This is a genomic window from Mannheimia glucosida (assembly GCF_046267875.1).
Classification (GTDB): domain Bacteria; phylum Pseudomonadota; class Gammaproteobacteria; order Enterobacterales; family Pasteurellaceae; genus Mannheimia; species Mannheimia glucosida.
Window position 1 is genome coordinate 485744 of record NZ_CP176502.1, and the last position, 24170, is coordinate 509913.

Genomic DNA, 24170 nt, shown 5'->3' on the forward strand with positions numbered 1-24170 from the left:
AATAGAATTACAATAGAATCCTATTCAAAAATTTTAAATCATTTTTCATTATACCTAATATCCCAAAGGAAGAAGATATTAAGTAATTGTAACATCCTCTAAAATCCAAATTTCTATGAATTAGATAAAAAAACATATAATTTATGGATTCTATAAAAATTTTTCTTATTCTTTTAAAACCTTTAAGATTTGTTCTATACATATAGAATTTATTTCTAATAGAAAAGAAATTCTTAATTTTATTATCTATATGATAAAACACGTTATTACCAACTTTATATCTTTCATTTAAAGATGTTGGATGACATACATAATTTTCTGTTATTACTCCTAATTTAAACCCATACTTAATAATTCTTTTCTTATATTCAACTTCATCACCTCGAATAAAAAATATAGGGTTGGGATAACCAATAGTCTTGATTACGTTACAATCAAATAATGAACCATTAAATAATTTCAAGTCATCTCTAATGAGTTTATGTTTTTTGATCTCATTTAAATCACTATATTTTATTCCTTCTATATTATAAAGAAATGCTGTTTTACTCCGGTTTTTAATGTCAACAACAATAGGAGCAATAACATCTAAATCATACTCAATTTTCTTATTCAGTAATATTTTTATAAAATCATCACTTTCTAATACTGCATCATCATCTAAAGTAATTACGAAATCACTGGAGATATTTATTGCCTCTTGTAACCCTATATTAAAACCACCTGCTCCACCAATATTTTCTTTGGCTACATGTAAAGTAATTTTTAGAATTGTAATATAGTTATTAATAATTGCTACTGTTTGATCGGTACTCGCAGTATCAACTATTATAACATTATTAGCTTTAACACTTTGCGATAATATACGTTCCAGTAATCTACCGATAACACTCTCAGAATTATGGGTTACTATAACAATAGATATATTTTTTCCCATTTTTTATTATCTACAAGTCCTTGGGCGAGGTTTGCCTGTTTTTAAAATAACATCAGGAGCATATCCTAAATGCTCATATAATTCTCGATGTTTAGGTATTCTCATCTTTAGCATTCCCTCTATATTATTAATATGATTATATACAATCTCTTGAGATTTAATATAATCAAGATGATGATCATCATTTTTTCTAACAAAGCGAGGAGCACTAATTGGGTTATTATTTGAATCTATTAATGCATATAAGCAATTAATGGTTGGAATAATCTCTGAAATTCTATTTGCAAAATCTAACATCAAATTTCCTCTTACTTTGTATGGTAAAGGAGGATAATCCCAGTAACCATCTTTAAGACCTGTTGGGGGGGCTGTGAAAACAGCAAAAATATTATAAAATCCCATATTATTCAAGAATTTCTTCAGTTCTAATAGTCCTTCACACATTTCATTTAAAAAAAGAGGAATATCATAATAATGTTGATGATACATTTTATAAGGTAAATTAAAATCAATATCTACATTACCAAAATGAAGAAATATATTTGTGTCTTTAGAAAGACTTTTAAGATAAGGAATATAAGGCTCCATATCTTTATTAGATTTTTTCAAATTTCTTAATCCTCTTGCACTCCAACCAGATGCCCAAAATGGGTAATATTGAGGATTATTCCCAAATATATAATCAAACACTTCGGAGGAAGATGAACCAAAAACAATAATATTACGCATAATTAATCTAAATGATACCTTTTAATAACATTATCTACAAGTCCGTATTCTAGGAGAATTATCCCTTAAAATAGATTTAATATGCTTAGGCACATGTACATACAATTCAGTATGTTTAGGACTCCTTTGTTCTAAAATCCCATCAATTTCTAATAAATTAGAATAAATTACATCTTGTGCTTTTACATAATCAATATGGTGATCATTCTTATTTCTAAAAAATGAATAAGCACAAACAGGATTATCTACCGATTCAATTAAAGAATAAAAACAATCAATCATAGGAATAGACTGAGATAAAATTTTTACAAAATTTAAGTATAAATTTCCTCTTGTTTTATGAGGTAGAGAAGGATATGCCCAATATACATCAGGTAATCTTATAGGAGCTATAGGAAGAGCCGCATATATATTTGAAAAACCTAATTTATTCAGGTAATCTCTCAATGCTAAAATACCTTCACACATTTCCTCTATAAATTTAGGAAAGTTATAAAATCTTTGATTATGGATTTTATAAGGTAGATTAAAATCTAAATCTACATCTCCAAAGCACAGGATTATATTTGCATCTTTTGATATTTTTGATAAGTAAGGAATATAAGGCTTCATTATATTATTAGACTCTTTTACTTCTCTCAATCCTCTTGCACTCCAGCCAGATGCCCAGAACGGATAATAACTAGGATTGTCACCAAAAATATAATCGAATACCTCAGCTGATGATGTTCCAAAAACTACTAATTCTTTATACATAAATAATCCAACTTAATTTATCTACAGGTATTTTCCCTTGGTTTCTGCTCTTTTCTTACAGTATCAATCCCGACATTTTTATGAATATAATGTACTGTATGTTTAGGATTTCTTTGTGACAGCATACCTTCTAATTCAGATAAGGCAGAATAAATAAGGTCTTGAGCCTCAATAAAATCAATATGGTGGCTAACTCTAGCTCTAGTATAATCAGGCGAACAAACAGGATTTTTATATGATACTATCAGTTTATCTAAGCAATTAATACTAGTTGTCAATTTGCTTACTTCACTCGCAAAATCTAACAACATCTGCCCTCTTATTTTTAGTGGGAAAGGCTTAAACTTAAAACAATTTTCCCAATGGCTATTAGATAACCAAATAGGAGGAGAAGTAAATATAGGATATATATTTTTAAAACCATAATTATCTTGTAAAAATGATTTAAAAATAATTATGCCATTAATCATTTCTTTTAAAAAAAGAGGGAGATTATAAAATCCAGTATCTCTTGCTAGTATCGGCAAGCCAAATTCTATATCTGTCATACCAAAATGAAGTAGTATAATAGTATCTTTAGGTAACCCTTCTAGAGTAGAAGCATAAGGCTTAATATCTATATCAGAATGTTTAATTTGGTTTAAGCTTCTCGCACTCCAACCCGATGCCCAAAATGGGTAATAGTTTTTATTCTTTCCAAAAATATAATCAAATATTTCTGCGGAAGAGTCTCCAAAAACAACTAGTGGTTTTTCCATTAATATATTCCTTCTTACTAGCGTATAAATTTTTGAAATCATAGCATCTATAGTTTATTGCTATTAAATATACATCCTACTATAAATAATAGAATGTATATAGGCATTATGAAAATATAGTCTTCCAGAAACTAAATTCCTTATATTCGCTGATTTTACTCCAATTATTTTCTTTAATTGCATTAATATAAGTTTTTCTTGCCTTTAATATTTCTGAAAGTAATTGACGGAAAGTTTCCTTATCAGGTGAATATAGGTATAAATAGCTTTGGATTCCATTAGTCTTAATATAAGGTTTGCAGGAAACATTTTGAGGAGCAACATCTCTATCCCATAAATGTTTAGCTTTATGTTTAGAAAAATCATTCATATAGAGTAACATTGTCTGTTTGGCGAAATTAATTCTCCGCTCTGTCGAAATCCATTTTGGCTTTAATTCATTGTTACTAGTTGGATTAAATACTGTGCTTTCTAAACTTACTGGAGCAAATTTTTTGGCTATATCACTAACCTTTTTATGAATTTCATTCGATGGAACATCAAATAATGCAGTTCCTTTAGCAAAATCATTAATAGCCTCTAAAATTAATTTAACAGACTGATAATCATGGCATAATAAAAGATTATAAATTTTTAAGAATAATTTATTCACATTTTCACTTTTTAATTGCTCATAGCTACTTGTTAAAATCATTCTATTTCTAAAATCATAATAAGTTTGCCAGCCCCCTATTTTGGCATAGAATGGTTCGTGCCATAAAGCAACTCCAGGCAAACCGACAGTTTCTACACCACTATTTTTTAATCGCAATCCATACTCTAAGTCATCACCACGAATAAAAATTGGAGCTGGAAGATTAATTTCTGCTATTTTCTTAGTAGGAATCATACAGAACCACCAAGCATTATAATCAATCTTTGTTACTTTATTGAATAGATGAAAATTCGCCATATCAGCAACATCTAAATTATGAAAAATTGCTTTTATATTGCCATTATCATCTAATTTTCCACCATATTCGTGCATAAAGTTAGGTCTTAATAGGTCTAACATTTGTCCACCGACTGCGATTTCTTTTTTAGATAGACTTGCAAAACAAAATGCTGTTTTGATGACATTTGCATCAAGTATGATGTCATCGTCCATTAACAAATGGAGATCAGATATCTCATTTTGAGAGGCTTCATACAATGTTCTAGTAAATCCTCCTGCTCCACCTAAATTATCTTGTTTATAGACTTGAATTAGGGTTGGATTAGACTCTATTAATTTAACTAGCTTCTTATTGGAAAATAGATTTCCTTGGTTAACAATAATAATCTTACTTAAGTTTGGAAGCTTTTTAGAAAGATCTAATAATGACTCTAAATTCTGACACAAGAAATCTTCCTTATTAAAAGTACATAATCCAATACTTAATTTTTTCTCAATAGTATCAGGAATACAAAATTCAATAGATTCAATTTCAGTATTAGTATTTCTAGAATCTATATCAATAAAGATGCGACCAGTATCAGGAATTAAATCATCCAAAGATAAATTCAACTCTATTGTTTTCATTTCAGATGAAATCAAATGCGAGTCTAATAGTAGGTAGCATCCATTCATAGGGCTATCTCTATAAATAGATACAACACAATCGCCTTTAAATTTTACAGATAGGATAACCGATGAAAGAGTAGTATATTGCTTCCAATAACTTTCATAAAAAGAATTTAAGTAACTATTAAAAGATACTTTTGAGTTAGGATGTAAAATCAAAGAAGAATTGAGCAAATCATAACGACCATATAGAAGATTTAAATATAATTTTTTAACCTTTTCTAAATTAGATCTAGGAAATTGTAAAGATTGAATAGAAAACATAATAACCCTAATAAAAATTTAGACTTAATGAAAATACTAGTTAACAATATCTTCAATTAGAATTTAGCTACAATTTTATCTTGTAAAAAAGATATTACTAAATATCTAGTTTGTAGATAAGACAATGTTATACCATATTATCCCTCAAAGAAACATACTTTAAAATCCCTTGAAATATTGATAAATCGACCTTACCTTTTATGGATGGATTTAATATCAATATGTTCCCTAGAATAAAAAGATATATGGTATACTATTCATACTCATACCTCAATAGTAGTTAAAATTATGCATATGAATATTAACAAAATAACCTCTATTTTAGTAATGATAACCTTACTTTCTGCTTGTTCTAGCTTACCTACCTCGGGTCCAAGTTATAGTGAAGTCTTATCAAGTAATGAAAATACATCTGAAACACAGTTGCCTGAAGTCAATTTAATCAAGTTAGATAACATCACCGTACAAAACTTATACCAAGCTCAACAATCTCAACGTTTTTCCGGCTTTGATGGAACAATGGGTGTAGGAGGTTATGCCGGAACAGTGAATGTCGGTGATGTGTTGGAAATATCAATTTGGGAAGCTCCACCTGCCGTGCTATTTGGTGGAACATTTAGTGCTGAAGGGCAAGGTAACGGGCATTTAACCCAATTACCACAGCAAATGGTAAATAAAAACGGAACAGTTACAGTGCCTTTTATCGGTAACATTAAAGTGGCAGGGAAAACACCTGAAGCAATTCAGAACCAAATTGTCGGAACATTGAGCCGTAAAGCCAATCAGCCTCAAGCATTAGTTCGTATTGCGAATAACTTATCGTCTGATGTTACGGTTATCCGCCAAGGAAATAGCATTCGTATGCCATTAAGTGCCAATAATGAGCGTATTTTAGATGCAGTTGCGGCAGTAGGCGGTACAAGCGAAAATATTGAAGATGTAACAGTTCGTTTAACACGTGGAAATAAAGTGCGTTCAATGGCGTTCGAAACATTAATTGCCGACCCCTCACAAAATATTACATTACGTTCAGGTGATGTTGTAGCCTTAATGAATACCCCTTATAGCTTTACCGGATTAGGTGCTGTAGGTAATAATCAACAAATGCGTTTTTCAAGTAAGGGGATAACGCTTGCCGAAGCTATTGGTAAAATGGGGGGATTAATTGATGAACGTTCAGACCCTCGAGGTGTTTTTGTATTCCGCCATATTCCATTTACGCAATTAGATTATAACGATCAATCTTTATGGCGTGAAAAAGGTTATACAGAAGGAATGGATGTGCCAACCGTTTATCAGGTGAATTTATTAGAACCACAATCAATGTTTTTATTACAGCGTTTCCCAATTCAGGATAAAGATATTGTTTATGTATCAAATGCACCTTTGTCTGAATTCCAAAAATTCTTAAGAATGATTTTTTCGATTACATCACCTATTACAGGTACAGCAAATACGATCAGAACTTTTTAATCATTGATTAAAAATATATTTGCAAAAAAGCCTAAAAAAATAACCGCTTGTAATCTATTTATTGAGGACATTATGTCAAAAAAGAAAAAAAGTTTTTTAGCCAATCCATTACTTTGGCTAACAGTAATTATTCCAACAGCTTGTGCGAGTATCTATTACACGTTATTTGCTTCTGATATTTATATTTCAGAATCAAGTTTTGTTGTGCGTTCTCCTCGTAATCAATCTAGCTTAACCGGTGTGGGGGCAATATTACAAAACTCAGGCTTTGCCCGTTCACAAGATGATACTTATTCTGTACAGGAATATATGCGTTCGCGTACAGCTTTGGAGCAGCTTGAAACAGAATTACCTGTAAAAAGCTTTTATAGCACACAAGGTGATATTCTAAGCCGTTTTAATGGCTTGGGTTTAAATGATTCGCAAGAGGCATTTTATCGTTATTTTAGAGAGCGTCTTAATATTGATGTTGATGCAATTTCCGGTATTGCTACTTTACGTGTGAGAGCCTTTAATGCTGAAGAAGGGCAACAAATTAATGAAAATCTTCTCAGACAAGGTGAAGATCTGATTAATCGTCTGAACGAGCGAGCCAGAAAGGATACTGTTGAGTTTGCCGAGCATTCAGTTCAAGAAGCTGAAAAAAATGTAGGTGATACAGCTCTCGCATTAAGCCAGTACCGTACAAAAAATAAAATTTATGACTTACCTGCTCAGTCAGGTGTTCAACTTTCGTTAATTTCAACTTTAAAAAGTGAATTAATTCGTGTTGAAACTCAGTTAGCACAACTGCAATCTATTACGCCGGATAATCCTCAGGTAGCCGCACTACAAACAAGACAAAAGAGCTTAAGAAAAGAAATTGATGAGCAATCAAAACAGCTTTCGGGTGGAAGTACATCTGTTGCTACGCAAACCGCTGAATATCAACGTTTAGTATTGGCAAATGAGCTTGCTCAGCAACAACTTGCAGCCGCAATGACTTCATTACAAAATACGCGTAGTGAAGCTGATCGCCAGCAGCTTTATTTAGAGGTGATTGGTAAACCAAGCAAGCCGGATTGGGCATTGGAACCCTACAGAATTTATAATATTATATCAACTTTTTTTATCGGCTTAATTCTATTTGGAGTATTAAGTTTGTTAATAGCAAGTATCAGAGAGCATAAAAACTAATGAGATATGGTGATAATACAACCTTTAAACGTTCCTGTGTGATTCAAAAACGGGTGATTCACGCTCTTTTAATGAGGGAGTTAATTACTCGTTATGGGCGTAAAAATATTGGTTTTTTGTGGCTTTTTGTTGAACCTCTACTATTAACTTTACTTATTGCATTATTATGGACATATAGCAAAGCCGATCAATTTTCTACTCTAAATATAATTGCTTTTATGATTACGGGATACCCTATTACTATGATGTGGAGAAATGCATCTAATCGAGCCAAAGGAGCTATTGAGGCAAATATTAGTCTTCTGTATCATCGAAATGTAAGAGTATTAGATACTATTTTTTCTCGTGTTTTACTGGAGATAGCAGGTGCAACAGTCGCACAAATTTTCATAATAATAGCATTTATTATCCTAGATTGGATTGAGCCTCCTAACGATGTTTTCTATATGCTAGTAGCTTGGATATTAATGGCATTTTTTGCCTTTGGATTAGGATTGATTATTTGTGCTATTACATATTATGTCGAAGCTTTCGGTAAAATATGGGGAATTTTGAGTTTTGTGTTGTTTCCTCTATCTGGTGCAATGTTTTTTGTCCATAATCTCCCCCCTAAAGTACAAGAAATAGCTCTTTGGTTTCCTATGATTCATGGTACAGAAATGTTCCGTAACGGTTATTTTGGAGAAACAGTAATCACTTATGAAAATATTAGCTTTATTATTGTTAGTGATATTATTTTTATTTTCTTGGGATTATTACTAGTGAGGAATTTTAGTAAAGGAATTGAACCAAGATGATTAGTGTTAAAAATGTAAGTAAGCAATATCGAACTAATAATGGTTGGAAAACAGTACTGAAAGATATTAACTTTGACTTACAAAAAGGCGAAAAAGTGGGGATTTTAGGAAGAAATGGCGCGGGAAAATCAACCTTAATTCGTTTAATGAGCGGAGTAGAGCCACCATCAACAGGATCGATAGAACGCAAAATGTCTATTTCTTGGCCCCTGGCATTTAGTGGAGCTTTCCAAGGAAGTTTAACCGGTATGGATAATCTACGGTTTGTAAGTAGAATTTATGGCGCAGACTTCGATTATGTAAAATCCTTTACTGAAGAATTTTCTGAGCTAGGAGAATACTTATATGAGCCGGTCAAAAGCTATTCTTCCGGTATGAAAGCTAGACTTGCTTTTGCCTTATCGCTTTCTATTGAATTTGATTGTTATTTAATTGATGAAATAATAGCTGTTGGAGATGCCCGATTTGCAGCAAAATGTAAGTATGAGCTGTTTGAAAAACGCAAAGACCGATCATTGATATTGGTTTCCCACAGTCCGACATCTATTAAAGAGTATTGCGATTCCGCAATGGTGCTTGAAGAAGGGATAATGCATACCTTTGATTCCATTGAAAGTTCGTATAATTTCTACAACAAAAAGTAAAAAAAACAAGCGGTTATATTTTGAGAGTTTTTTGCAAAAAACTCTCAAAATATAACCGCTTGTCGCTAAAAATTATGTCGAATAAAATTAGAAACCTGCATCTTTTTCTAATTGTTCAACTAATGCCTCTGCTAACCCTAGAGCTTCAGCTAGATTAGCTAAGAAAACTATTTCTTTGCGTTCTAAATTGGTACATACTGCCCGGGCAGCTAAGTACACTTGAGTAGCCAATGCTTGATCATTACCTACTTGACGGGCAATCTCTTCAACTGTAGCCGGAGTGTTCATTTCTTGACGAATCCACTCAATGACTTCTACATCATCTCCAACTTGAGAAACGATAGCCGCTTTTTCATCTTCAGTAATAAGGCCATCAGCGGCAGCGGCTGCAATCATGGCTTGTAAAATCACTTTACTTGCTACATTTTGATCAACATTCTCAAAACTATTTTGGCTTAACTCTGATGCTGATGCATTTTGTGCTTGGTATTTTTGATATGCCTGATAAGCAAGGCTACCTAAAGCAGCTAAAGAGCCTAATTTAGCTAAGCTCGAACCACCATTGCGTCCAAAAAGCATTGAAATTAAACCAATGGCTGCTGCACCACCACCAATTTTAGCAATTTGATCATTTTTTGAATTACCTTTAATTAATCCGTTTGTAGCGGCATCTTTTGCTGTATCCAACACTTGGCTTAAAATCTTACTGAAATCCATTTTTTGGTTCCTCTTGGTAAGTGAATAAAATCTATTCACTTAGTCCTTACAACGCAAGAAGAGTTCAATTCAAATTAAAGATAATTGCCACAACAATGTTTAAATTTCTTTCCTGAGCCACACACACAAGGTTGTTTTTGATTGGGTAACTGTACCGTTGGGTCAACAAAATACCATTTTTCATTGATGTTCACAAAAAGAGAGCTTTCGTGGTGAACTTGCTTGCCTTCTTCTGTTTCAAAATAGGCTTTAAACTCCACTAAGCTGTGTATTTTCGATAGATTAGGCAGATGTTTGATAATGTCTAAACCCACCCAGTTTGTATTTTCTGCCCACTTTTTCATTGCTGTTTTTTTAAGCAACCCCTGCTGACTAGGTACAGTCGTTTCTACAATGTAAGGAATGTTAACTAAAGTATAAGCACAGTAACGGGAACGCATAAGTTGCTCTGCGGTTTCCGGTATTCTGGCTTTTAAATAAAAAGGTTCACAACATTCGGTATAGTTTTTGCCTGATTGGCAGTAACAAGCGGTCATTTTTACTTACTTTTTTGCATCTCAAATTGGCGTAAAATTTTAGCGTAGAAATAAGAGAAAAGGAATGAGCTCTAAAAAACGTGACACACCCTTTGTGGATAACTTATGAAAAAAGTGTTGCATTTTTTGGGGGTTATTCTGTTTGTAATGTATTTATTTTGCCCTATGTGGATAACTTTAGATTTTATCCACAGGTTAATGGATTGAATTATTGATAGTATTCACCTATTTAAATTTTGCTAACTCATTGTTTTAAAATAAAAAGATCTTTTATCCCCTGTTATTTTAGGATCTAATAAGAGTAAGAATAAAGATCTTTATATAGATCTATATTATATTTAGTGTCGCTTTTAGATCTTAACCTCTCTAAAAATCTATTTCCCAGATGATCCCTTTTTACGCTAAAATATGCGTTTATTTTTCAGCAGAATTTGTAAGATAGTAGAAGAGATATGATTTACAACCAAATTTACGATGTTATCGTGGTCGGCGGTGGTCACGCCGGCACAGAAGCGGCCCTAGCACCGGCACGAATGGGCTTAAAAACCCTGCTTTTAACCCATAATGTAGATACCTTAGGGCAAATGTCGTGTAACCCTGCCATCGGTGGGATCGGCAAAGGCCATCTGGTTAAAGAGATCGATGCAATGGGCGGTTTAATGGCAAAAGCGACTGACGTTGCCGGGATCCAATTCCGTACCCTAAACAGCTCGAAAGGGCCTGCGGTGCGTGCTACTCGAGCACAGGCAGACCGTGTGCTTTACCGTAATGCAGTGCGTGCAGCATTAGAAAATCAACCGAATTTAGATATTTTCCAGCAAGAAGTGGTCGATATTTTGGTGGAAAACAACCGTGCAGTGGGTGCAGTCACCAAAATGGGCTTAACCTTTAAAGCCCGTGCGGTAGTTTTAACCGCTGGTACGTTCTTAGCGGGTAAGATCCACATCGGTTTAGATAACTATGCAGGAGGTCGTGCCGGCGATCCTGCTGCAACAATGTTAGCAGATCGTCTGCGTGATCTTAATTTGCGTGTTGATCGCCTTAAAACCGGCACACCACCTCGCCTCGATGCCCGTACCATCAACTTTGACGTACTTGCCAAACAGCACGGTGATGAGGTGTTACCGGTATTCTCTTTTATGGGTGATGTCTCACAGCACCCACGCCAAATTCCGTGCTACATCACCCACACTAACGATCAAACTCACGATTTAATTCGCAACAGTCTTGATCGTAGCCCAATGTACACCGGTATTATCGAAGGGGTTGGCCCACGTTATTGCCCATCAATTGAAGATAAAGTAATGCGTTTTGCGGAGAGAAATTCGCACCAAATCTACTTAGAGCCGGAAGGTTTAAATACGATTGAAGTTTACCCGAACGGAATATCCACCAGCTTGCCGTTTGATGTGCAAATGGGGATCGTCAACTCAATGAAAGGCTTGGAAAACACCCGTATCATCAAACCGGGCTATGCGATTGAGTACGACTACTTCGACCCGCGTGACTTAAAACCGACCCTTGAAACCAAAGCGATTGACGGCTTATTCTTTGCCGGACAAATTAACGGTACGACCGGCTATGAAGAGGCTGGCGCACAAGGCTTGCTGGCTGGGATTAACGCTGGTTTACAGGTTCAAGGCAAAGAAGCGTGGTTCCCAACGCGTGATCAAGCCTATACCGGCGTACTGGTGGACGACCTCTGCACACTAGGCACTAAGGAACCGTACCGTGTCTTTACCTCCCGTGCTGAATACCGCCTGTTACTGCGTGAAGACAATGCTGATATCCGCTTAACGCCAAAAGCCCACGAACTTGGTTTGATTGATGAAGCTCGTTGGGCAAGATTTAATCAAAAAATGGAAGCGATTGAGCAAGAAAGAGCCCGTTTGAAATCCACTTGGGCACATTTGCAAATGCCAAATTTGGACGAATTGAACTCGTTATTGGCTAACCCTTTAGCCCGTGAAGCAAGCGGTGAAGATTTAATCCGCCGTCCGGAAATGAGTTATGAAAAACTGACCCAAATCGCCCCATTTGCCCCTGCTATTGAAGACAAGCAAGCGGCAGAACAGGTGGAAATTGCGATTAAATATCAAGGCTATATTGAGCATCAATACAACGAAATCGAACGCCATAAACGCCACGAAAACACCCAAATTCCGCCGGAATTTGATTATGACAAAGTAGATAGTCTATCGAATGAAGTTCGTGCAAAATTAATGCAACATAAGCCTGTTTCCATCGGACAAGCCAGCCGTATTTCAGGTATTACACCTGCTGCGATTTCCATTCTACTGGTGAATTTGAAAAAGCAGGGAATGTTAAAACGGGGTGAGTTGTAAACACTACAAGCGGTCTGTTTTCAAAAATTGACCGTTTGTATTAATAAATTAAAGTGCATAAACTCGACTTTTCTCAGTTCGATCACCAAATGTTTGCTCAACATTCGTGGTATTTGCGCCTATAGAGTATTTGATAATGTTTCTTGAAAATTTATTATTGGAAAAAAGTCATTCGCTAAGTAATCTGGCATTGCGTATAAATGAAAAGAATGATTAAGGAATTTGCAAAATGTTAGAAAAATTAGACCGCTTGCTTGCTCAAGCTGAAATAAATTTGACCGATCAACAAAAAGAGCAGTTAGTCGGTTTTGTGCGATTATTGGATAAATGGAATAAGGCGTATAACCTCACTTCTGTTCGCAACCCTGATGAAATGTTGGTTAAACACATTTTAGATAGTCTTGTGGTTAGCCGCCATTTACAGGGCGAAACGTTTATTGATGTGGGAACCGGTCCGGGCTTACCGGGGATTCCGCTCGCAATCGCGAATCCGGATAAACAATTTGTATTGCTTGACAGCCTTGGCAAACGGATTACTTTTATTAAAAACGCGTTGCGTGAGCTTGGGATTAAGAACGTTACCCCGGTGCAAAGTCGAGTGGAAGAATACAGCGAAAGCCAATTTGACGGCGTATTAAGCCGAGCTTTTGCCTCACTTAATGATATGGTGAGCTGGTGCTACCATTTACCGACTGAAAACGGAAAATTTTATGCGTTAAAAGGCGTGTATGACGAGCAGGAAACAGCTGAAATTAAACAGCCTATTCAGTTGGTGGAAGTGATTAAGCTTGAAGTACCTGAGTTGGTAGGAGAAAGGCATTTAGTAGTGTTGAAAAAGCCCTAATACCTTGGAAGTTTAATGATACAAGCGGTCGAATTTGTAAATTTTTTTGCAAATCTGACTGCTTGTGTTAACTATTTTTCATAAAGCATACCTGGTTAATAAGGTGTGCTTTTTTATAACCTATTATTTCATCTGATTTATTTCTATTTTGTGATGTGCTTCACAAAAACAAAAAAACATAATGTAGTAAAAAATATTCGTAATTGAAGCCCTTATTTCTTTACCTGAAAATAAGCGAACTTAATTATATAACGAGGAGGTTCGTAATGAACAGGGTAACAAATAAGGCAGATGAGTTTGCTAAACTCAGTACGTTTGAACGTATTGCTTATGGTAGTGGCGACTTAGCCCAAAATTTAGTTTTTGGTACAGTTGGTGGCTTCTTACTCACTTACTTAACTACTGTAAACGGCATTTCTGCCGCAGCAGGAGCAACGATTTTCTTAATTGTAAAATGGGGAAATGTGTTTTGGGATCCGTTTGTCGGTGCCTTTATTGATAAAAGCAAGCCCTCAGCACAGGGTAAATACCGCCCGTATTTACTGAAATTTGGGATTCCTCTTGTGGTTTTAGCTTCACTACTATTTCTTCCTCTTGAATCAGTACGTGGCTCAGTGATTTATGCTTTCCTTTCTTATTTTGCCACTGCGATGGTTTATTCTTTTGTTAATATTCCTTATGGCTCGCTTTCTGCTTCTCTTACTCGAGACACAGACGAAATTGCTAAATTAACCACAACCCGTATGACAATGGCAAATATCGCTAATTTGTTTGTTTATACCTTATTCCCACTTTTTGTGCAGTTACTTGCACCACACGCCGAATTAAAAAACACCGGCTTTTTCGGTATTGAGCTCTATTTAGGTGATTATATGTCTGCTGCTGCAGGCCCTGCTTGGTTTAAGGTTTATGCGGTCTATATGGTAATTGGATTTGTGGCGTTAATGCTCTCTTATTTTGGTACTAAAGAGCGGATTATTCCAACAGCGGAAGAAACAGATAAAGTCAAGTATTCAGATTTAGTTAATGAACTCAAACGCAATCGTCCATTACAGATTTTAGGGTTATTCTTCTTAATAGGTTTTACTTTTATGTTCTTCGGAAATACGGTGTGGCCTTTTTACCTAAAATATAATATTGGGCATTCTGAGTGGATTGCCTCCGTCGGTTTATTAGGCTCTATCCCTGGGATTTTCCTTGTATTCTTATGGCCGAAACTACGTCGCACTATCGGTAAAAAGAACTTTTTCTATCTATTTTTAGGGATTTTCGTTCTAGGGCAACTTTGTCTATGGGCATGGCAATTTGACTCCTTCAAAGACTCTCCAACCTTAGGCTATATCGGTCGTTTCTTACAACAATGGGGATTAACTTCTGCTACCGGTTTTATGTGGGCGTTAGTGCCTGAGGTTGTTACCTTTGGAGAGTTTAAGTCGAAAAAACGTGTAGCAGGTATTATTAATGCGTTAATGGGCTTGTTCTTTAAAATCGGCTTGGCATTAGGCGGTATTATTCCGGGTTATATTAATGCGGTTTATGGTTTTAACGGCTCGCTTTTGGCTCAAACCGAAGAGGCTTTATTTGGCATCAATCTTTCAATGATTTGGGCTCCAATTATTTTAGCGATTATTGCAGGATTTGTGATGAGTCGCTATCCGTTAAGCGATACTGATATTGATCATATCAACGAAAAAATTACTGCTTATTCCAAATAATTTGAGTATAGGAGAATAGATTATGCAAATTCAAAATCCAGTTTTACCCGGTTTCAATCCAGATCCATCTATTGTGCGTGTGGGAGATACTTATTACATTGCAACTTCCACTTTTGAATGGTTTCCGGGGGTGAGAATTCACGAGTCGAAAGATTTAGTGCATTGGAATTTAGTGAAAAATGTCTTAGATACAACCACCTTGTTGGATATGCGAGGCAATCCCTCTTCAGGTGGTATCTGGGCTCCCGATCTCTCTTATGCTGATAGCAAATTTTGGTTGGTTTATACCGATGTAAAAATTACTGACGGTGCATTCAAAGATATGACCAACTACCTCACTACAGCTAAAGATATTCAAGGACCTTGGTCAGATCCGATTAAATTAAACGGTGTGGGATTTGATGCTTCTTTGTTCCACGATGATGATGGGCGAAAATATTTAGTGCAACAGACTTGGGATCACCGTGAATATCATCACCCCTTTGACGGTATTACGTTAACGGAATTTGATGTTGCCACAATGAAACTCAAACCTGAAACCCAGCGTACGATTTTTGAAGGTACAGAAGTTAAATTGGTGGAAGGTCCACATATTTATAAAATTAATGGCGAATATTATCTGTTTGCGGCGGAAGGCGGCACAGTATTTACGCATCAAGAAGTAGTGGCTCGTTCTAAAACATTGGAGGCTCACTCTTTCCAACTGGCTCCAAATACACCGTTTATTACTAATTTTGATACACCTAATTCTTACCTACAAAAACAAGGGCACGGTTCATTAGTTGATACCCCAAGTGGTGAATGGTATTACGCTTCCCTCACAGCAAGACCTTGGAATCATGCAACGGAATCCGCAACCGATCCTCGTGGTTGGTCAACATTAGGGCGTGAAACCGCCATTCAAAAAGTAGAATTTGATCAAGACGGCTTGCCTTATATTGTGGGTGGACACGGTGGAAAAACCTTTGTAGAAGCCCCAAAAGATGCAATTTTTACCGAAGCTCCTGTTGATCATTCTCAACACGATGAGTTTGATAGCTCAACGTTAGATATTAACTGGAACACGTTAAGAGTGCCTTTTAGTAAAGAGATGGGCGAAGTCGGTAATGGTGTTTTAAAATTGATTGGTCGAGGCTCTCTTGCAAATACACACGATTTATCGCTAATCGCACGCCGTTGGCAAGCCTTCTATTTTGATGCGGAAACCAAAGTGAAATTTACACCGTTTTCTTATCAATCTATGGCAGGTTTAACCAACTATTACAATCACTCACACTGGTCTTGGATTTTCATCACCAAAAATGATCAAGGACAACAGGTTATTGAAGTTGCAGAAAATAAAGGTGGACTCAGAAATGGGCAATATACTTCTTACCTTAAAGATAAAGCAATTATCATTCCTGATGGAACGGAGTATGTTTGGTTTAAGACTAAAGTTCGGAAAGAAACTTACCGTTACGAATATTCATTCGATGGCAAACAATGGCACACTATTCCGGTTGAATTAGATGCGGCAGTGCTTTCAGATGATTATGTGTTACGCAGTTATGGCGGTTTCTTCACAGGCGCTTTTGTCGGGCTGGCTGCAGTGGATTACTCCGGTTATGAATCTACAGCGGAATTTAGCTACTTTGACTATAAAGAGTTAGGCGATAAGCAACTTACAGACGGCTCATACTCTTGGGAAAAATCTGAAAGTCGCTTTGGCTAAAATGAGGAGAATATCACAATGAAACAACGCAGATTTGGTAAAACCAACAAAATGGTTTCAGAAATTGGGTTAGGCACTTGGCAGCTTGGGACCAAATGGGGTGAACCGTTCAATCATCAAGAGGCGATGGCAATTTTAGAAACCGCTTATGAGCAAGGCATCAATTTTATTGATACCGCTGATGTGTATAACAACGGGCAAAGCGAGAAAGCCATTGGTGATATTTTGAAAAAATACCCTGACTTTTTCTATGTCGTTACCAAATGTGGACGTGCGTTAAACCCGCATACTGCTGAAATGTACACGCCACAGGCAATCGAAAAATTTGTTGATGGTAGTTTAAGCCATCTTGGCACGGAAAAGTTGGATATGATTTTGCTCCACTGCCCGCCAACGCCGGTTTATCGCAATGATGAGATTTTTACGAAATTGGAACAGCTTAAAGCCGGCGGAAAATTAATAGACTACGGTGTGAGTATCGAAACGGTAGAGGAAGGCTTGTTGGCAATGGAGTATGACATTGCGGCAATGGAAGTTATCTTCAATATGTTCCGCTTAAAGCCGTTAGAGCAGCTCTTCCCAACCGCTCAGCAAAAAGATGTGGGTATTATTGCCCGTGTACCGTTGGCAAGTGGTTTGCTTACAGGCAGATATAATACCAACACCCAATTTGGCAAAGACGACCACCGTACATTTAACCGCAATGGCGAAGCCTTTGACAAAGGCGAAACTTTTTCGGGCGTGGATTATCAACTTGGTTTACAAGCGGTGGAAGAATTGAAAGCCCTATTCGGCACGGAAGATTTAATTCCTTACTCCCTACGTTGGGTATTGATGAATGAAGCTGTGAGTACAGTAATCCCGGGAGCAAGTAAGGTTTCACAAGTAATTACTAACGCAGCGGTGGATAATTTCCCTCCACTAACTGAAAATGAAATGCAAAAAGTGGAAGATATTTACAACCGCTTAATTCGCCCAAGTGTGCATCATTTGTGGTAATTTATCCAACGCTATAAAAAATGGAACTCTAACTTGAGTTCCATTTTTGTCAATTTTAGCCTTAAACCTCTAACTGTTTAGAGGTTTTTTTAAACAGAGTCAATGCAATAAACGCAAAGGCTAAGAAACAGGAAAGGATCAGGGCATAGAAACCACCGTCCCAGCCGAACATATCCACCAGTTTACCCATCACATAACCGGCGCTGGCCGAGCCTAACAGATAGCCGAATAAACCGGTTAAACCTGTTGCGGTGCCGGTGGCAACGCGTGGCACTAAATCAGCCGCTTGTAAACCGATCATCATCACCGGGCCGTAGATTAAGAAACCAATAGCCACTAAGCAGATATTGTCGATTAACGGGTTACCAGCAGGGTTTTTCCAGTAAACCACAATCGCAATCAGTACACCGGCAAGGAATAATAACATCGGTGGCGCACGGTGTCCTTTGAACACTTTGTCACTTAGATAACCGCTTGCAAGCATACCGAAGATACCGGCATATTCATACAAGAAGTACGCCCAGCTTTGTTTATCCACTGAGAAGTGTTTCACTTCTTTGAGGTAAGTCGGCGCCCAGTCGATAATCCCGTAGCGAATGAAGTACACAAACACGTTCGCAATCGCAATCGCCCAGAGGAATTTGTTGTTTAAAATGTATTTATAGAAAATGTCTTTTGAAGAAAGGGTGTGTGCGGATTCCACTTTTTCAACGATTTTCTCCCCTTTCCATTGATCAACCGGTGGTAAACCTTGTGACTCTGGCGTATCACGCATTAAATAGAACATCACAAATGCCAACACAATTGCAATCAGCGCAGGTAGATAGAACAGTGATTGCCACACACCAAAAATCGACAAGCCTAAAATCGCCAACGGCCCGATTAAACCACCGCCCAAGTTGTGCGATACGTTCCACCAGCTCCACCAAACACCACGTTCAGAGGTCGAGAACCAGTTAGTCATTGTTTTCGCACCCGGTGGATAGCCCATACCTTGGAACCAGCCGTTCAAGGCAGAGAGTAAAATCATCAACGGAATGGAGGCAAGTACGCCCGGTACTAAGCCGAAAATCAGGCTGACAATCGCTGAACCAAGTAAGCCGATAGTGATAAAGTATTTCGGGTTAGAACGGTCGGAAACGTTACCCATAATAAATTTACTGAACCCGTAAGCAAGCGATAACGCTACACCAACTGTCCCTAAATCGGCTTTGGTAAAGCCATATTCATCAATCAAATACGGCATTGCCAACGAGAAGTTTTTACGAATTAAATAATATGCCGCATAGCCGATAAACACACCGGCAAACACTTGCCAACGTAATTTGTGATACTCTGCATCAACTCTGCTTGATTCCACTTTTTGTTCTGCCGGTGGAGAGGCTCTTAGGAAGGAAAACATCTTATTACTCCTTAACAATGAAATCCTATGCTCAATTTAGCACTTCATTTGGAGTATAAAAAGCAGATTTTTTCAAATTTGTGAGCAAGATCAAAAATTTTTTGAGCGAAAGCGAAAAGCGGTTGAATTTCTCTCATTTTTCGCAAAAAATTTGAGAAAGCCAACCGCTTGTCAGGTTAAAAAGAGACTATTTCTGTTTTTTCAAAAACGCTACACCGGTATCAGGGAAATCGGTAAAGACGCCGGTTGCGCCCGCTTTGTTCAGCAACGCATCGTACATTTCATCAACATTCTGGAAAAAGTCCGGCAGTGCATCTTTACGCACAGTGTATGGGTGAAGTTCCATTTTGTACTTCGCCAACTCTTTCACCAACGGTGTGTAAACAATGTTGCCGACTTTGGATTTTTCTTTATCAACCAACATATACCAGCCCGGACCGACACCATCGGCATATTTGGCGACTTCTGCCATCGCACCGTCTTTGAACATCCAGTCGTAGTCGTAATTAACCCAGTTGCCGTTTTTATCTTTCTCTTCGGTTTCGTGCCAATCGGTGTAGGCAACTAACTGCACCAATTTTACGTCCATTCCCAATTTAGGCAGTAATTCGGTTTTGATCCGTTTCAGCTCGTTGAAATCGAAGGTTTGTAGATAAACCGGTGAGGTTTTACTGTCGTAGCCGTATTTTTTTAACACTTTTAGGGTTTCAAGTGCAATGTCTTTGCCCTCTTTATGGTGCAACCACGGCGCTTTGATTTCAGGGTAGATCCCGACTTTTTTGCCGGTCGATTTTTCCAACCCTTGAATAAATTCCAGCTCCTCTTCCAAAGTGTGAATGGTGAAATGGGACTGCCACATCGGGAAACGGTTCGGGTAAACCTGTGCCTGCTTGCCGTCTTTCATCTCAAAATTCTCGGTCATTTCTAAACTTTTGATCTCATCAAGCGTGAAATCAATCACATAATAGCGACCGTCTGCACGTTTACGATCAGGGAATTTTTTCGCGACATCAGTTAAGCCGTCTAAAAAGTGGTCGTGGATCACAATCAGGCGGTTATCTTTGGTCATTGCAAGATCTTGCTCTAAATAGTCTGCTTGTTGCCCGAATGCTAAGGCTTTGGATTCCAGCGTATGCTCAGGTAAATAACCGCTTGCACCACGGTGGGCAATCACTAATTTATCTGATTGTTGTGCATAAGCACTCAATGTAATAGTTGACAATGTTAATGCAGCAACCAATGTTTTGAATTTAAATTTCATAGAATTACCTCATATAGTGTAAAAAATAAAAGGAAGAACAAAATGTCCTTCCTTTTGATAAGTTACGTATTATTTACCATAGCGATCTTCTAATTTCGCTTTATGTTTGCCTTCTTCAACCATTACGATGAAGGTTAAGAGAATGGCTAATACACCGCCGCCGATCATTACATAGAAACCGCCGTCCCAACCGAAGGTATCGGCTGCCCAGCCAACAACTGCTGAGGCTGCAACTGTACCGCCTAAGTAACCGAATAAACCGGTGAAACCTGCTGCTGTACCTGCTGCTTTTTTCGGTGCAAGTTCAAGGGCGTGTAAACCAATTAACATTACCGGGCCATAGATTAAGAAACCGATGGTGGTCATCAAAATGAAGTCCATTAATTGATACGGGTTTTCATACCAAGCATGGCCTGCATATTGTGCAATTTCAGATTCCGGTGTTGCTGGGTTGAGCCAGAACGCAACCACGGCTGCGGTGGTGAGGATCATAAAGATGAAACCGGTTAAACCACGTTTACCTTTGAACACTTTGTCAGATACCCAACCACAGAGTAATGTACCCGGAATCGCAGCTAATTCGTAAATGGTGTATGCCCACGCTGTACCTTTGATGTTGAAGTGTTTCACTTCACCTAAGTAAACCGGAGACCATTTCAATACTCCATAGCGGATTAAGTAAACGAATACGTTAGCAATTGCGATGTACCATAACAATTTGTTTTTAAACACATATTTCACAAAAATTTCTTTAGTAGTTAAATCGTGTTCGTAAGTTTTTTCGTTATAGTCGTCTGGGTAGTCGTTACGCCATTTTTCAACCGGCGGTAAACCGCAAGATTGTGGGGTATCTTTCATTACAAGGTAGATTGGAATAGCTGCGATCATCGCTGCAATACCCGGGAAGTAAAGGGCTTGTTGCCAAATATCTTTCGCTTTCGCCTCAACACCAAACTCGCTGAAATAGAGCGCACTCGCTAATAGCACCATTGCACCCGGCACCATACCACCTAAGTTGTGAGCGGTATTCCAGATAGAAACGATTGTGCCACGTTCAGATTTAGACCACCAGTGAACCATTGTCCGTCCGCACGGTGGCCAGCCCATACCTTGGAACCAACCGTTTAAGAAGATCATCACCCACATTACCAGAATGCTAGATGTTGCCCAAGGCATTAAGCCCATTAGAGTCATACATAAACCGGAAAGTAATAAACCAAACGGTAAGAATACTTTCGGGTTAGAGCGGTCAGACATACCTGCCATCACGAATTTTGATAAACCGTAAGCCAGACCGGCAGCCGTACCAATGACACCAAGATCGGTTTTGGTGTACATACCGGCTTCAATCAAACCTTTTTGTGCTAAGTCGAAGTTAGCACGCACGAAATAGTAAGCGGCGTAGCCGAAGAAAATCCCTGCAAACACTTGCCAACGCAAGAATTTATATCTTGCATCAACTTTGTCCGCCGGAAGTTCCGCAATATGCGGAGCGGGTTTAAATGGACCAAACATAGTATTCTCCAATATTACTTAGTAAAACCTCTGAATAATTCCTTTTTAGGAAATTAGGGAAGCAATAATAAATGAAAATAAAAAATGACAAAGTTATTTTTTATAAAAATGTGATTCATTTCACAAAAAATTTACCTTAAGTTATAAAAAAATGATTGAAAAAGAAAATTAAATATCAGCCTCTCTAGCGATAAAATGTTCTTCCTATGTGAAGAGGAATAGCCATAAAAAGCACAATATAGAAATATTTTGTGACATAGATCTAATTTTTAAACAAATGTCTTTGAAGTCATTTTGTTTTCGTTTATGCTAATTAAGTAATGATTAAATGTTCTAATTCGAGCAAAAGGAGCAAAAAAATGCAAAGACATGAACAGCTAGCTCAAGTGCAACAAACGCAAAAATGGGATTTTATTATTATTGGTGGTGGTGCAAGTGGTTTAGGAATTGCGGTAGATACTGCTTCACGTGGTTATAAAACCTTATTATTAGAAAGCCATGACTTTGCGAAAGGTACATCGAGCCGAAGCACAAAATTAGTCCACGGTGGCGTTCGCTATCTTGCAAATGGCGATGTTGCACTCGTGAGAGAAGCATTGCGTGAACGCGGTCGCTTAGCTAAAAATGCCGCTCACTTATTTAAAAACCAAAGCTTTATTATTCCAAACTACAAATTTAAGGACTGTGTAATGTATCGCGTTGGTTTGGGCTTATACGATATGCTTTCAGGCAACCTGAGTTTAGGAAAGACTGAAAACATCAGTAAAACTGAAGCAAAAAGACGTTTACCAACCTTAAATGATACTGGTTTACGTACAGGCACTGTTTATCAAGATGGGCAATTTGATGATTCACGGCTTGCAGTGAATATGGCACAAACGGTAGTAGAGCACGGCGGTACAGTACTAAATCACGCCAAAGTGACTTCACTGCACAAAACGCCACAAGGCAAAATTGATGGGGTGACTTTCTACGATGAACTCAATCAACAAGAACATACTGTTTTCGGCACTGCGGTGATTAACGCAACCGGCGTATTTATGAATGATATTTTAAGTATGGATCACGGTAGCACGAAAAAATTTGTCGTACCAAGCCAAGGGATTCACTTAGTATTAGATAAATCATTCTTACCAAGTAATGATGCGTTAATGATTCCAAAAACCTCTGACGGACGAGTGTTATTTGCTGTACCTTGGCACGAAGTGTTAGTCGTAGGGACAACAGATACTCTGATTGAAAATCCTTCTTATGAGCCAATTCCATTGGAACAAGAGGTGAACTTTATTTTAGAGACAGCCGCACAATATCTGACAAAAAAACCAACTCGTGATGATGTAAGAGCAGTCTTTGCCGGTCAACGTCCACTTGCGGCACCGGAAAAAGAAGGTCAAAGCACTAAAGAAGTATCTCGTAGCCACAAAGTTCTCACCGATGCAACCAGCGGTTTGATTACGATTACAGGTGGTAAATGGACAACTTATCGTCAAATGGCGGAAGATACCGTAGAAGAAGCGTTAAAAGTCCACTCTGAACTAGGCAATAAACCTTGTGTGACCGTCAACTTACCTATTCACGGTAATATTCCGGCAACACAAGTGAATCTACAAGATCATCTATATGTATATGGTTCAGATATTCCACAGTTACGCGCCTTAATGACTGAGACCCCGGAATATGCACAAAAAATCCATCCGAGACTAGATTATACCGTTGCAGAAGTGATCTGGGCAGTTCGCCACGAAATGGCACAAACGGTTGAGGATGTATTAGCTCGCCGTGTTCGTTTGCTCTTCACTGATGCGAGAGCGGCGATTGATAGTGCAGCAAAAGTGGCTGCCATTATGGCAAAAGAATTAGGTAAAGATGAAGTATGGCAACAACAGCAAGTAACACAATTCCTTGATGTCGCCAGAAACTACTTATTAGTAGATTATCAGCCACAAGCAATCTAAATTGTGCTAACTAACAAGCGGTTAAAATCGATA

The 24170-nt window shown here is 37.5% G+C and carries 20 protein-coding genes; 10 read left to right on the forward strand and 10 right to left on the reverse strand.

The genetic code is table 11. The annotated features are described in order from the left end of the window. Positions 1 to 7 precede the first annotated feature (7 nt). The 5 genes from ACJ7Z2_RS02445 to ACJ7Z2_RS02465 all read right to left on the reverse strand — a co-directional run bounded on the left by ACJ7Z2_RS02445 (position 8) and on the right by ACJ7Z2_RS02465 (position 5047). Positions 8 to 937: a glycosyltransferase gene (locus tag ACJ7Z2_RS02445; RefSeq protein WP_126301388.1), complete on the reverse strand. Its 930-nt coding sequence runs from the start codon at positions 935 to 937 to the stop codon at positions 8 to 10. Positions 938 to 943: 6 nt separating this feature from the next. Next, complete coding sequence (locus tag ACJ7Z2_RS02450) at positions 944 to 1666, reverse strand: hypothetical protein (protein ID WP_126301389.1); 723 nt, start codon at positions 1664 to 1666, stop codon at positions 944 to 946. A 30-nt stretch (positions 1667 to 1696) separates the two neighbouring features. Further along, positions 1697 to 2422 (reverse strand): hypothetical protein, encoded by a 726-nt coding sequence (locus ACJ7Z2_RS02455; RefSeq protein ID WP_154703615.1) that lies wholly within the window; start codon positions 2420 to 2422, stop codon positions 1697 to 1699. A 17-nt stretch (positions 2423 to 2439) separates the two neighbouring features. Continuing rightward, positions 2440 to 3180 carry a hypothetical protein gene (locus ACJ7Z2_RS02460; RefSeq protein ID WP_409500675.1) on the reverse strand — a complete coding sequence of 247 codons (741 nt, stop codon included), beginning with the start codon at positions 3178 to 3180 and terminating at the stop codon, positions 2440 to 2442. Between the two features lie 106 nt (positions 3181 to 3286). Continuing rightward, positions 3287 to 5047 carry a glycosyltransferase gene (locus ACJ7Z2_RS02465; RefSeq protein WP_126301392.1) on the reverse strand — a complete coding sequence of 587 codons (1761 nt, stop codon included), beginning with the start codon at positions 5045 to 5047 and terminating at the stop codon, positions 3287 to 3289. Positions 5048 to 5341: 294 nt separating this feature from the next. On the opposite strand from ACJ7Z2_RS02465, the gene ACJ7Z2_RS02470 reads away from it, so the two are divergent. The 4 genes from ACJ7Z2_RS02470 (at position 5342) to ACJ7Z2_RS02485 (ending at position 9137) form a co-directional block, all read left to right on the forward strand. Continuing rightward, the gene (locus ACJ7Z2_RS02470; protein WP_126302699.1) at positions 5342 to 6520 is read left to right on the forward strand and encodes a polysaccharide biosynthesis/export family protein; all 1179 of its coding nucleotides are present in this window, start codon (positions 5342 to 5344) and stop codon (positions 6518 to 6520) included. Positions 6521 to 6592: 72 nt separating this feature from the next. After that, entirely contained in the window at positions 6593 to 7696 is a 1104-nt protein-coding gene (locus tag ACJ7Z2_RS02475) for a capsule biosynthesis protein (RefSeq protein WP_126301393.1), read from the forward strand. Further along, positions 7696 to 8493, forward strand: a complete 798-nt coding sequence (locus ACJ7Z2_RS02480; protein ID WP_126301394.1) for an ABC transporter permease — start codon at positions 7696 to 7698, stop codon at positions 8491 to 8493. Before ACJ7Z2_RS02475 ends, ACJ7Z2_RS02480 begins: the two co-directional genes overlap by 1 nt. Then, entirely contained in the window at positions 8490 to 9137 is a 648-nt protein-coding gene (locus tag ACJ7Z2_RS02485) for an ABC transporter ATP-binding protein (protein WP_409500676.1), read from the forward strand. The genes ACJ7Z2_RS02480 and ACJ7Z2_RS02485 overlap by 4 nt, the downstream gene beginning before the upstream one ends. Before the next feature lie 87 nt (positions 9138 to 9224). Here the strand turns inward: ACJ7Z2_RS02485 and ACJ7Z2_RS02490 are convergent, their stop codons facing one another. Both ACJ7Z2_RS02490 and ACJ7Z2_RS02495 read right to left on the reverse strand, forming a co-directional pair. Further along, a complete protein-coding gene (locus ACJ7Z2_RS02490; RefSeq protein WP_126301396.1) occupies positions 9225 to 9854 on the reverse strand; it encodes a tellurite resistance TerB family protein in 630 nt (209 codons plus the stop codon). Between the two features lie 74 nt (positions 9855 to 9928). Then, entirely contained in the window at positions 9929 to 10390 is a 462-nt protein-coding gene (locus ACJ7Z2_RS02495; RefSeq protein WP_409500677.1) for a YchJ family protein, read from the reverse strand. Positions 10391 to 10842: 452 nt separating this feature from the next. Between ACJ7Z2_RS02495 and mnmG the strand changes: the two genes are divergently transcribed. From mnmG to ACJ7Z2_RS02520, 5 genes are all read left to right on the forward strand, one after another. Beyond that, positions 10843 to 12735: a tRNA uridine-5-carboxymethylaminomethyl(34) synthesis enzyme MnmG gene (mnmG, locus tag ACJ7Z2_RS02500; RefSeq protein WP_409500678.1), complete on the forward strand. Its 1893-nt coding sequence runs from the start codon at positions 10843 to 10845 to the stop codon at positions 12733 to 12735. 229 nt (positions 12736 to 12964) lie between these two features. Continuing rightward, complete coding sequence (rsmG, locus tag ACJ7Z2_RS02505) at positions 12965 to 13579, forward strand: 16S rRNA (guanine(527)-N(7))-methyltransferase RsmG (protein ID WP_409500679.1); 615 nt, start codon at positions 12965 to 12967, stop codon at positions 13577 to 13579. 266 nt (positions 13580 to 13845) lie between these two features. Beyond that, positions 13846 to 15294, forward strand: a complete 1449-nt coding sequence (locus ACJ7Z2_RS02510; RefSeq protein WP_409500680.1) for an MFS transporter — start codon at positions 13846 to 13848, stop codon at positions 15292 to 15294. Positions 15295 to 15316: 22 nt separating this feature from the next. After that, entirely contained in the window at positions 15317 to 17005 is a 1689-nt protein-coding gene (locus ACJ7Z2_RS02515) for a glycoside hydrolase family 43 protein (RefSeq protein WP_409500681.1), read from the forward strand. An 18-nt stretch (positions 17006 to 17023) separates the two neighbouring features. After that, positions 17024 to 18004, forward strand: a complete 981-nt coding sequence (locus ACJ7Z2_RS02520; RefSeq protein WP_409500682.1) for an aldo/keto reductase — start codon at positions 17024 to 17026, stop codon at positions 18002 to 18004. A 61-nt stretch (positions 18005 to 18065) separates the two neighbouring features. Here the strand turns inward: ACJ7Z2_RS02520 and pgtP are convergent, their stop codons facing one another. From pgtP to glpT, 3 genes are all read right to left on the reverse strand, one after another. Then, positions 18066 to 19406, reverse strand: coding sequence for a phosphoglycerate transporter protein PgtP (gene pgtP / locus ACJ7Z2_RS02525; protein ID WP_409500683.1), 1341 nt, complete (start codon positions 19404 to 19406; stop codon positions 18066 to 18068). Between the two features lie 187 nt (positions 19407 to 19593). Next, positions 19594 to 20667, reverse strand: coding sequence for a glycerophosphodiester phosphodiesterase (gene glpQ / locus ACJ7Z2_RS02530; protein ID WP_409500684.1), 1074 nt, complete (start codon positions 20665 to 20667; stop codon positions 19594 to 19596). Between the two features lie 69 nt (positions 20668 to 20736). Beyond that, positions 20737 to 22182, reverse strand: a complete 1446-nt coding sequence (gene glpT, locus ACJ7Z2_RS02535) for a glycerol-3-phosphate transporter (RefSeq protein ID WP_409500685.1) — start codon at positions 22180 to 22182, stop codon at positions 20737 to 20739. A gap of 359 nt (positions 22183 to 22541) precedes the next feature. Here glpT and ACJ7Z2_RS02540 point away from each other — a divergent pair, with 359 nt between their 5' ends. Continuing rightward, the gene (locus ACJ7Z2_RS02540; RefSeq protein ID WP_409500686.1) at positions 22542 to 24137 is read left to right on the forward strand and encodes an FAD-dependent oxidoreductase; all 1596 of its coding nucleotides are present in this window, start codon (positions 22542 to 22544) and stop codon (positions 24135 to 24137) included. Positions 24138 to 24170 lie beyond the last annotated feature (33 nt).

Coding starts and splice junctions, on each gene's coding strand:
- glpT (WP_409500685.1), bottom strand. CDS start 22,182: ATGTTTGGTCCATTTAAACCCGCTCCGCATATTGCGGAACTTCCGGCG.
- glpQ (WP_409500684.1), bottom strand. CDS start 20,667: ATGAAATTTAAATTCAAAACATTGGTTGCTGCATTAACATTGTCAACT.
- ACJ7Z2_RS02480 (WP_126301394.1), top strand. CDS start 7,696: ATGAGATATGGTGATAATACAACCTTTAAACGTTCCTGTGTGATTCAA.
- ACJ7Z2_RS02490 (WP_126301396.1), bottom strand. CDS start 9,854: ATGGATTTCAGTAAGATTTTAAGCCAAGTGTTGGATACAGCAAAAGAT.
- mnmG (WP_409500678.1), top strand. CDS start 10,843: ATGATTTACAACCAAATTTACGATGTTATCGTGGTCGGCGGTGGTCAC.
- ACJ7Z2_RS02450 (WP_126301389.1), bottom strand. CDS start 1,666: ATGCGTAATATTATTGTTTTTGGTTCATCTTCCTCCGAAGTGTTTGAT.
- ACJ7Z2_RS02470 (WP_126302699.1), top strand. CDS start 5,342: ATGAATATTAACAAAATAACCTCTATTTTAGTAATGATAACCTTACTT.
- ACJ7Z2_RS02485 (WP_409500676.1), top strand. CDS start 8,490: ATGATTAGTGTTAAAAATGTAAGTAAGCAATATCGAACTAATAATGGT.
- ACJ7Z2_RS02515 (WP_409500681.1), top strand. CDS start 15,317: ATGCAAATTCAAAATCCAGTTTTACCCGGTTTCAATCCAGATCCATCT.
- ACJ7Z2_RS02455 (WP_154703615.1), bottom strand. CDS start 2,422: ATGTATAAAGAATTAGTAGTTTTTGGAACATCATCAGCTGAGGTATTC.
- ACJ7Z2_RS02445 (WP_126301388.1), bottom strand. CDS start 937: ATGGGAAAAAATATATCTATTGTTATAGTAACCCATAATTCTGAGAGT.
- ACJ7Z2_RS02465 (WP_126301392.1), bottom strand. CDS start 5,047: ATGTTTTCTATTCAATCTTTACAATTTCCTAGATCTAATTTAGAAAAG.
- ACJ7Z2_RS02475 (WP_126301393.1), top strand. CDS start 6,593: ATGTCAAAAAAGAAAAAAAGTTTTTTAGCCAATCCATTACTTTGGCTA.
- ACJ7Z2_RS02510 (WP_409500680.1), top strand. CDS start 13,846: ATGAACAGGGTAACAAATAAGGCAGATGAGTTTGCTAAACTCAGTACG.
- ACJ7Z2_RS02520 (WP_409500682.1), top strand. CDS start 17,024: ATGAAACAACGCAGATTTGGTAAAACCAACAAAATGGTTTCAGAAATT.
- ACJ7Z2_RS02460 (WP_409500675.1), bottom strand. CDS start 3,180: ATGGAAAAACCACTAGTTGTTTTTGGAGACTCTTCCGCAGAAATATTT.
- rsmG (WP_409500679.1), top strand. CDS start 12,965: ATGTTAGAAAAATTAGACCGCTTGCTTGCTCAAGCTGAAATAAATTTG.
- ACJ7Z2_RS02495 (WP_409500677.1), bottom strand. CDS start 10,390: ATGACCGCTTGTTACTGCCAATCAGGCAAAAACTATACCGAATGTTGT.
- pgtP (WP_409500683.1), bottom strand. CDS start 19,406: ATGTTTTCCTTCCTAAGAGCCTCTCCACCGGCAGAACAAAAAGTGGAA.
- ACJ7Z2_RS02540 (WP_409500686.1), top strand. CDS start 22,542: ATGCAAAGACATGAACAGCTAGCTCAAGTGCAACAAACGCAAAAATGG.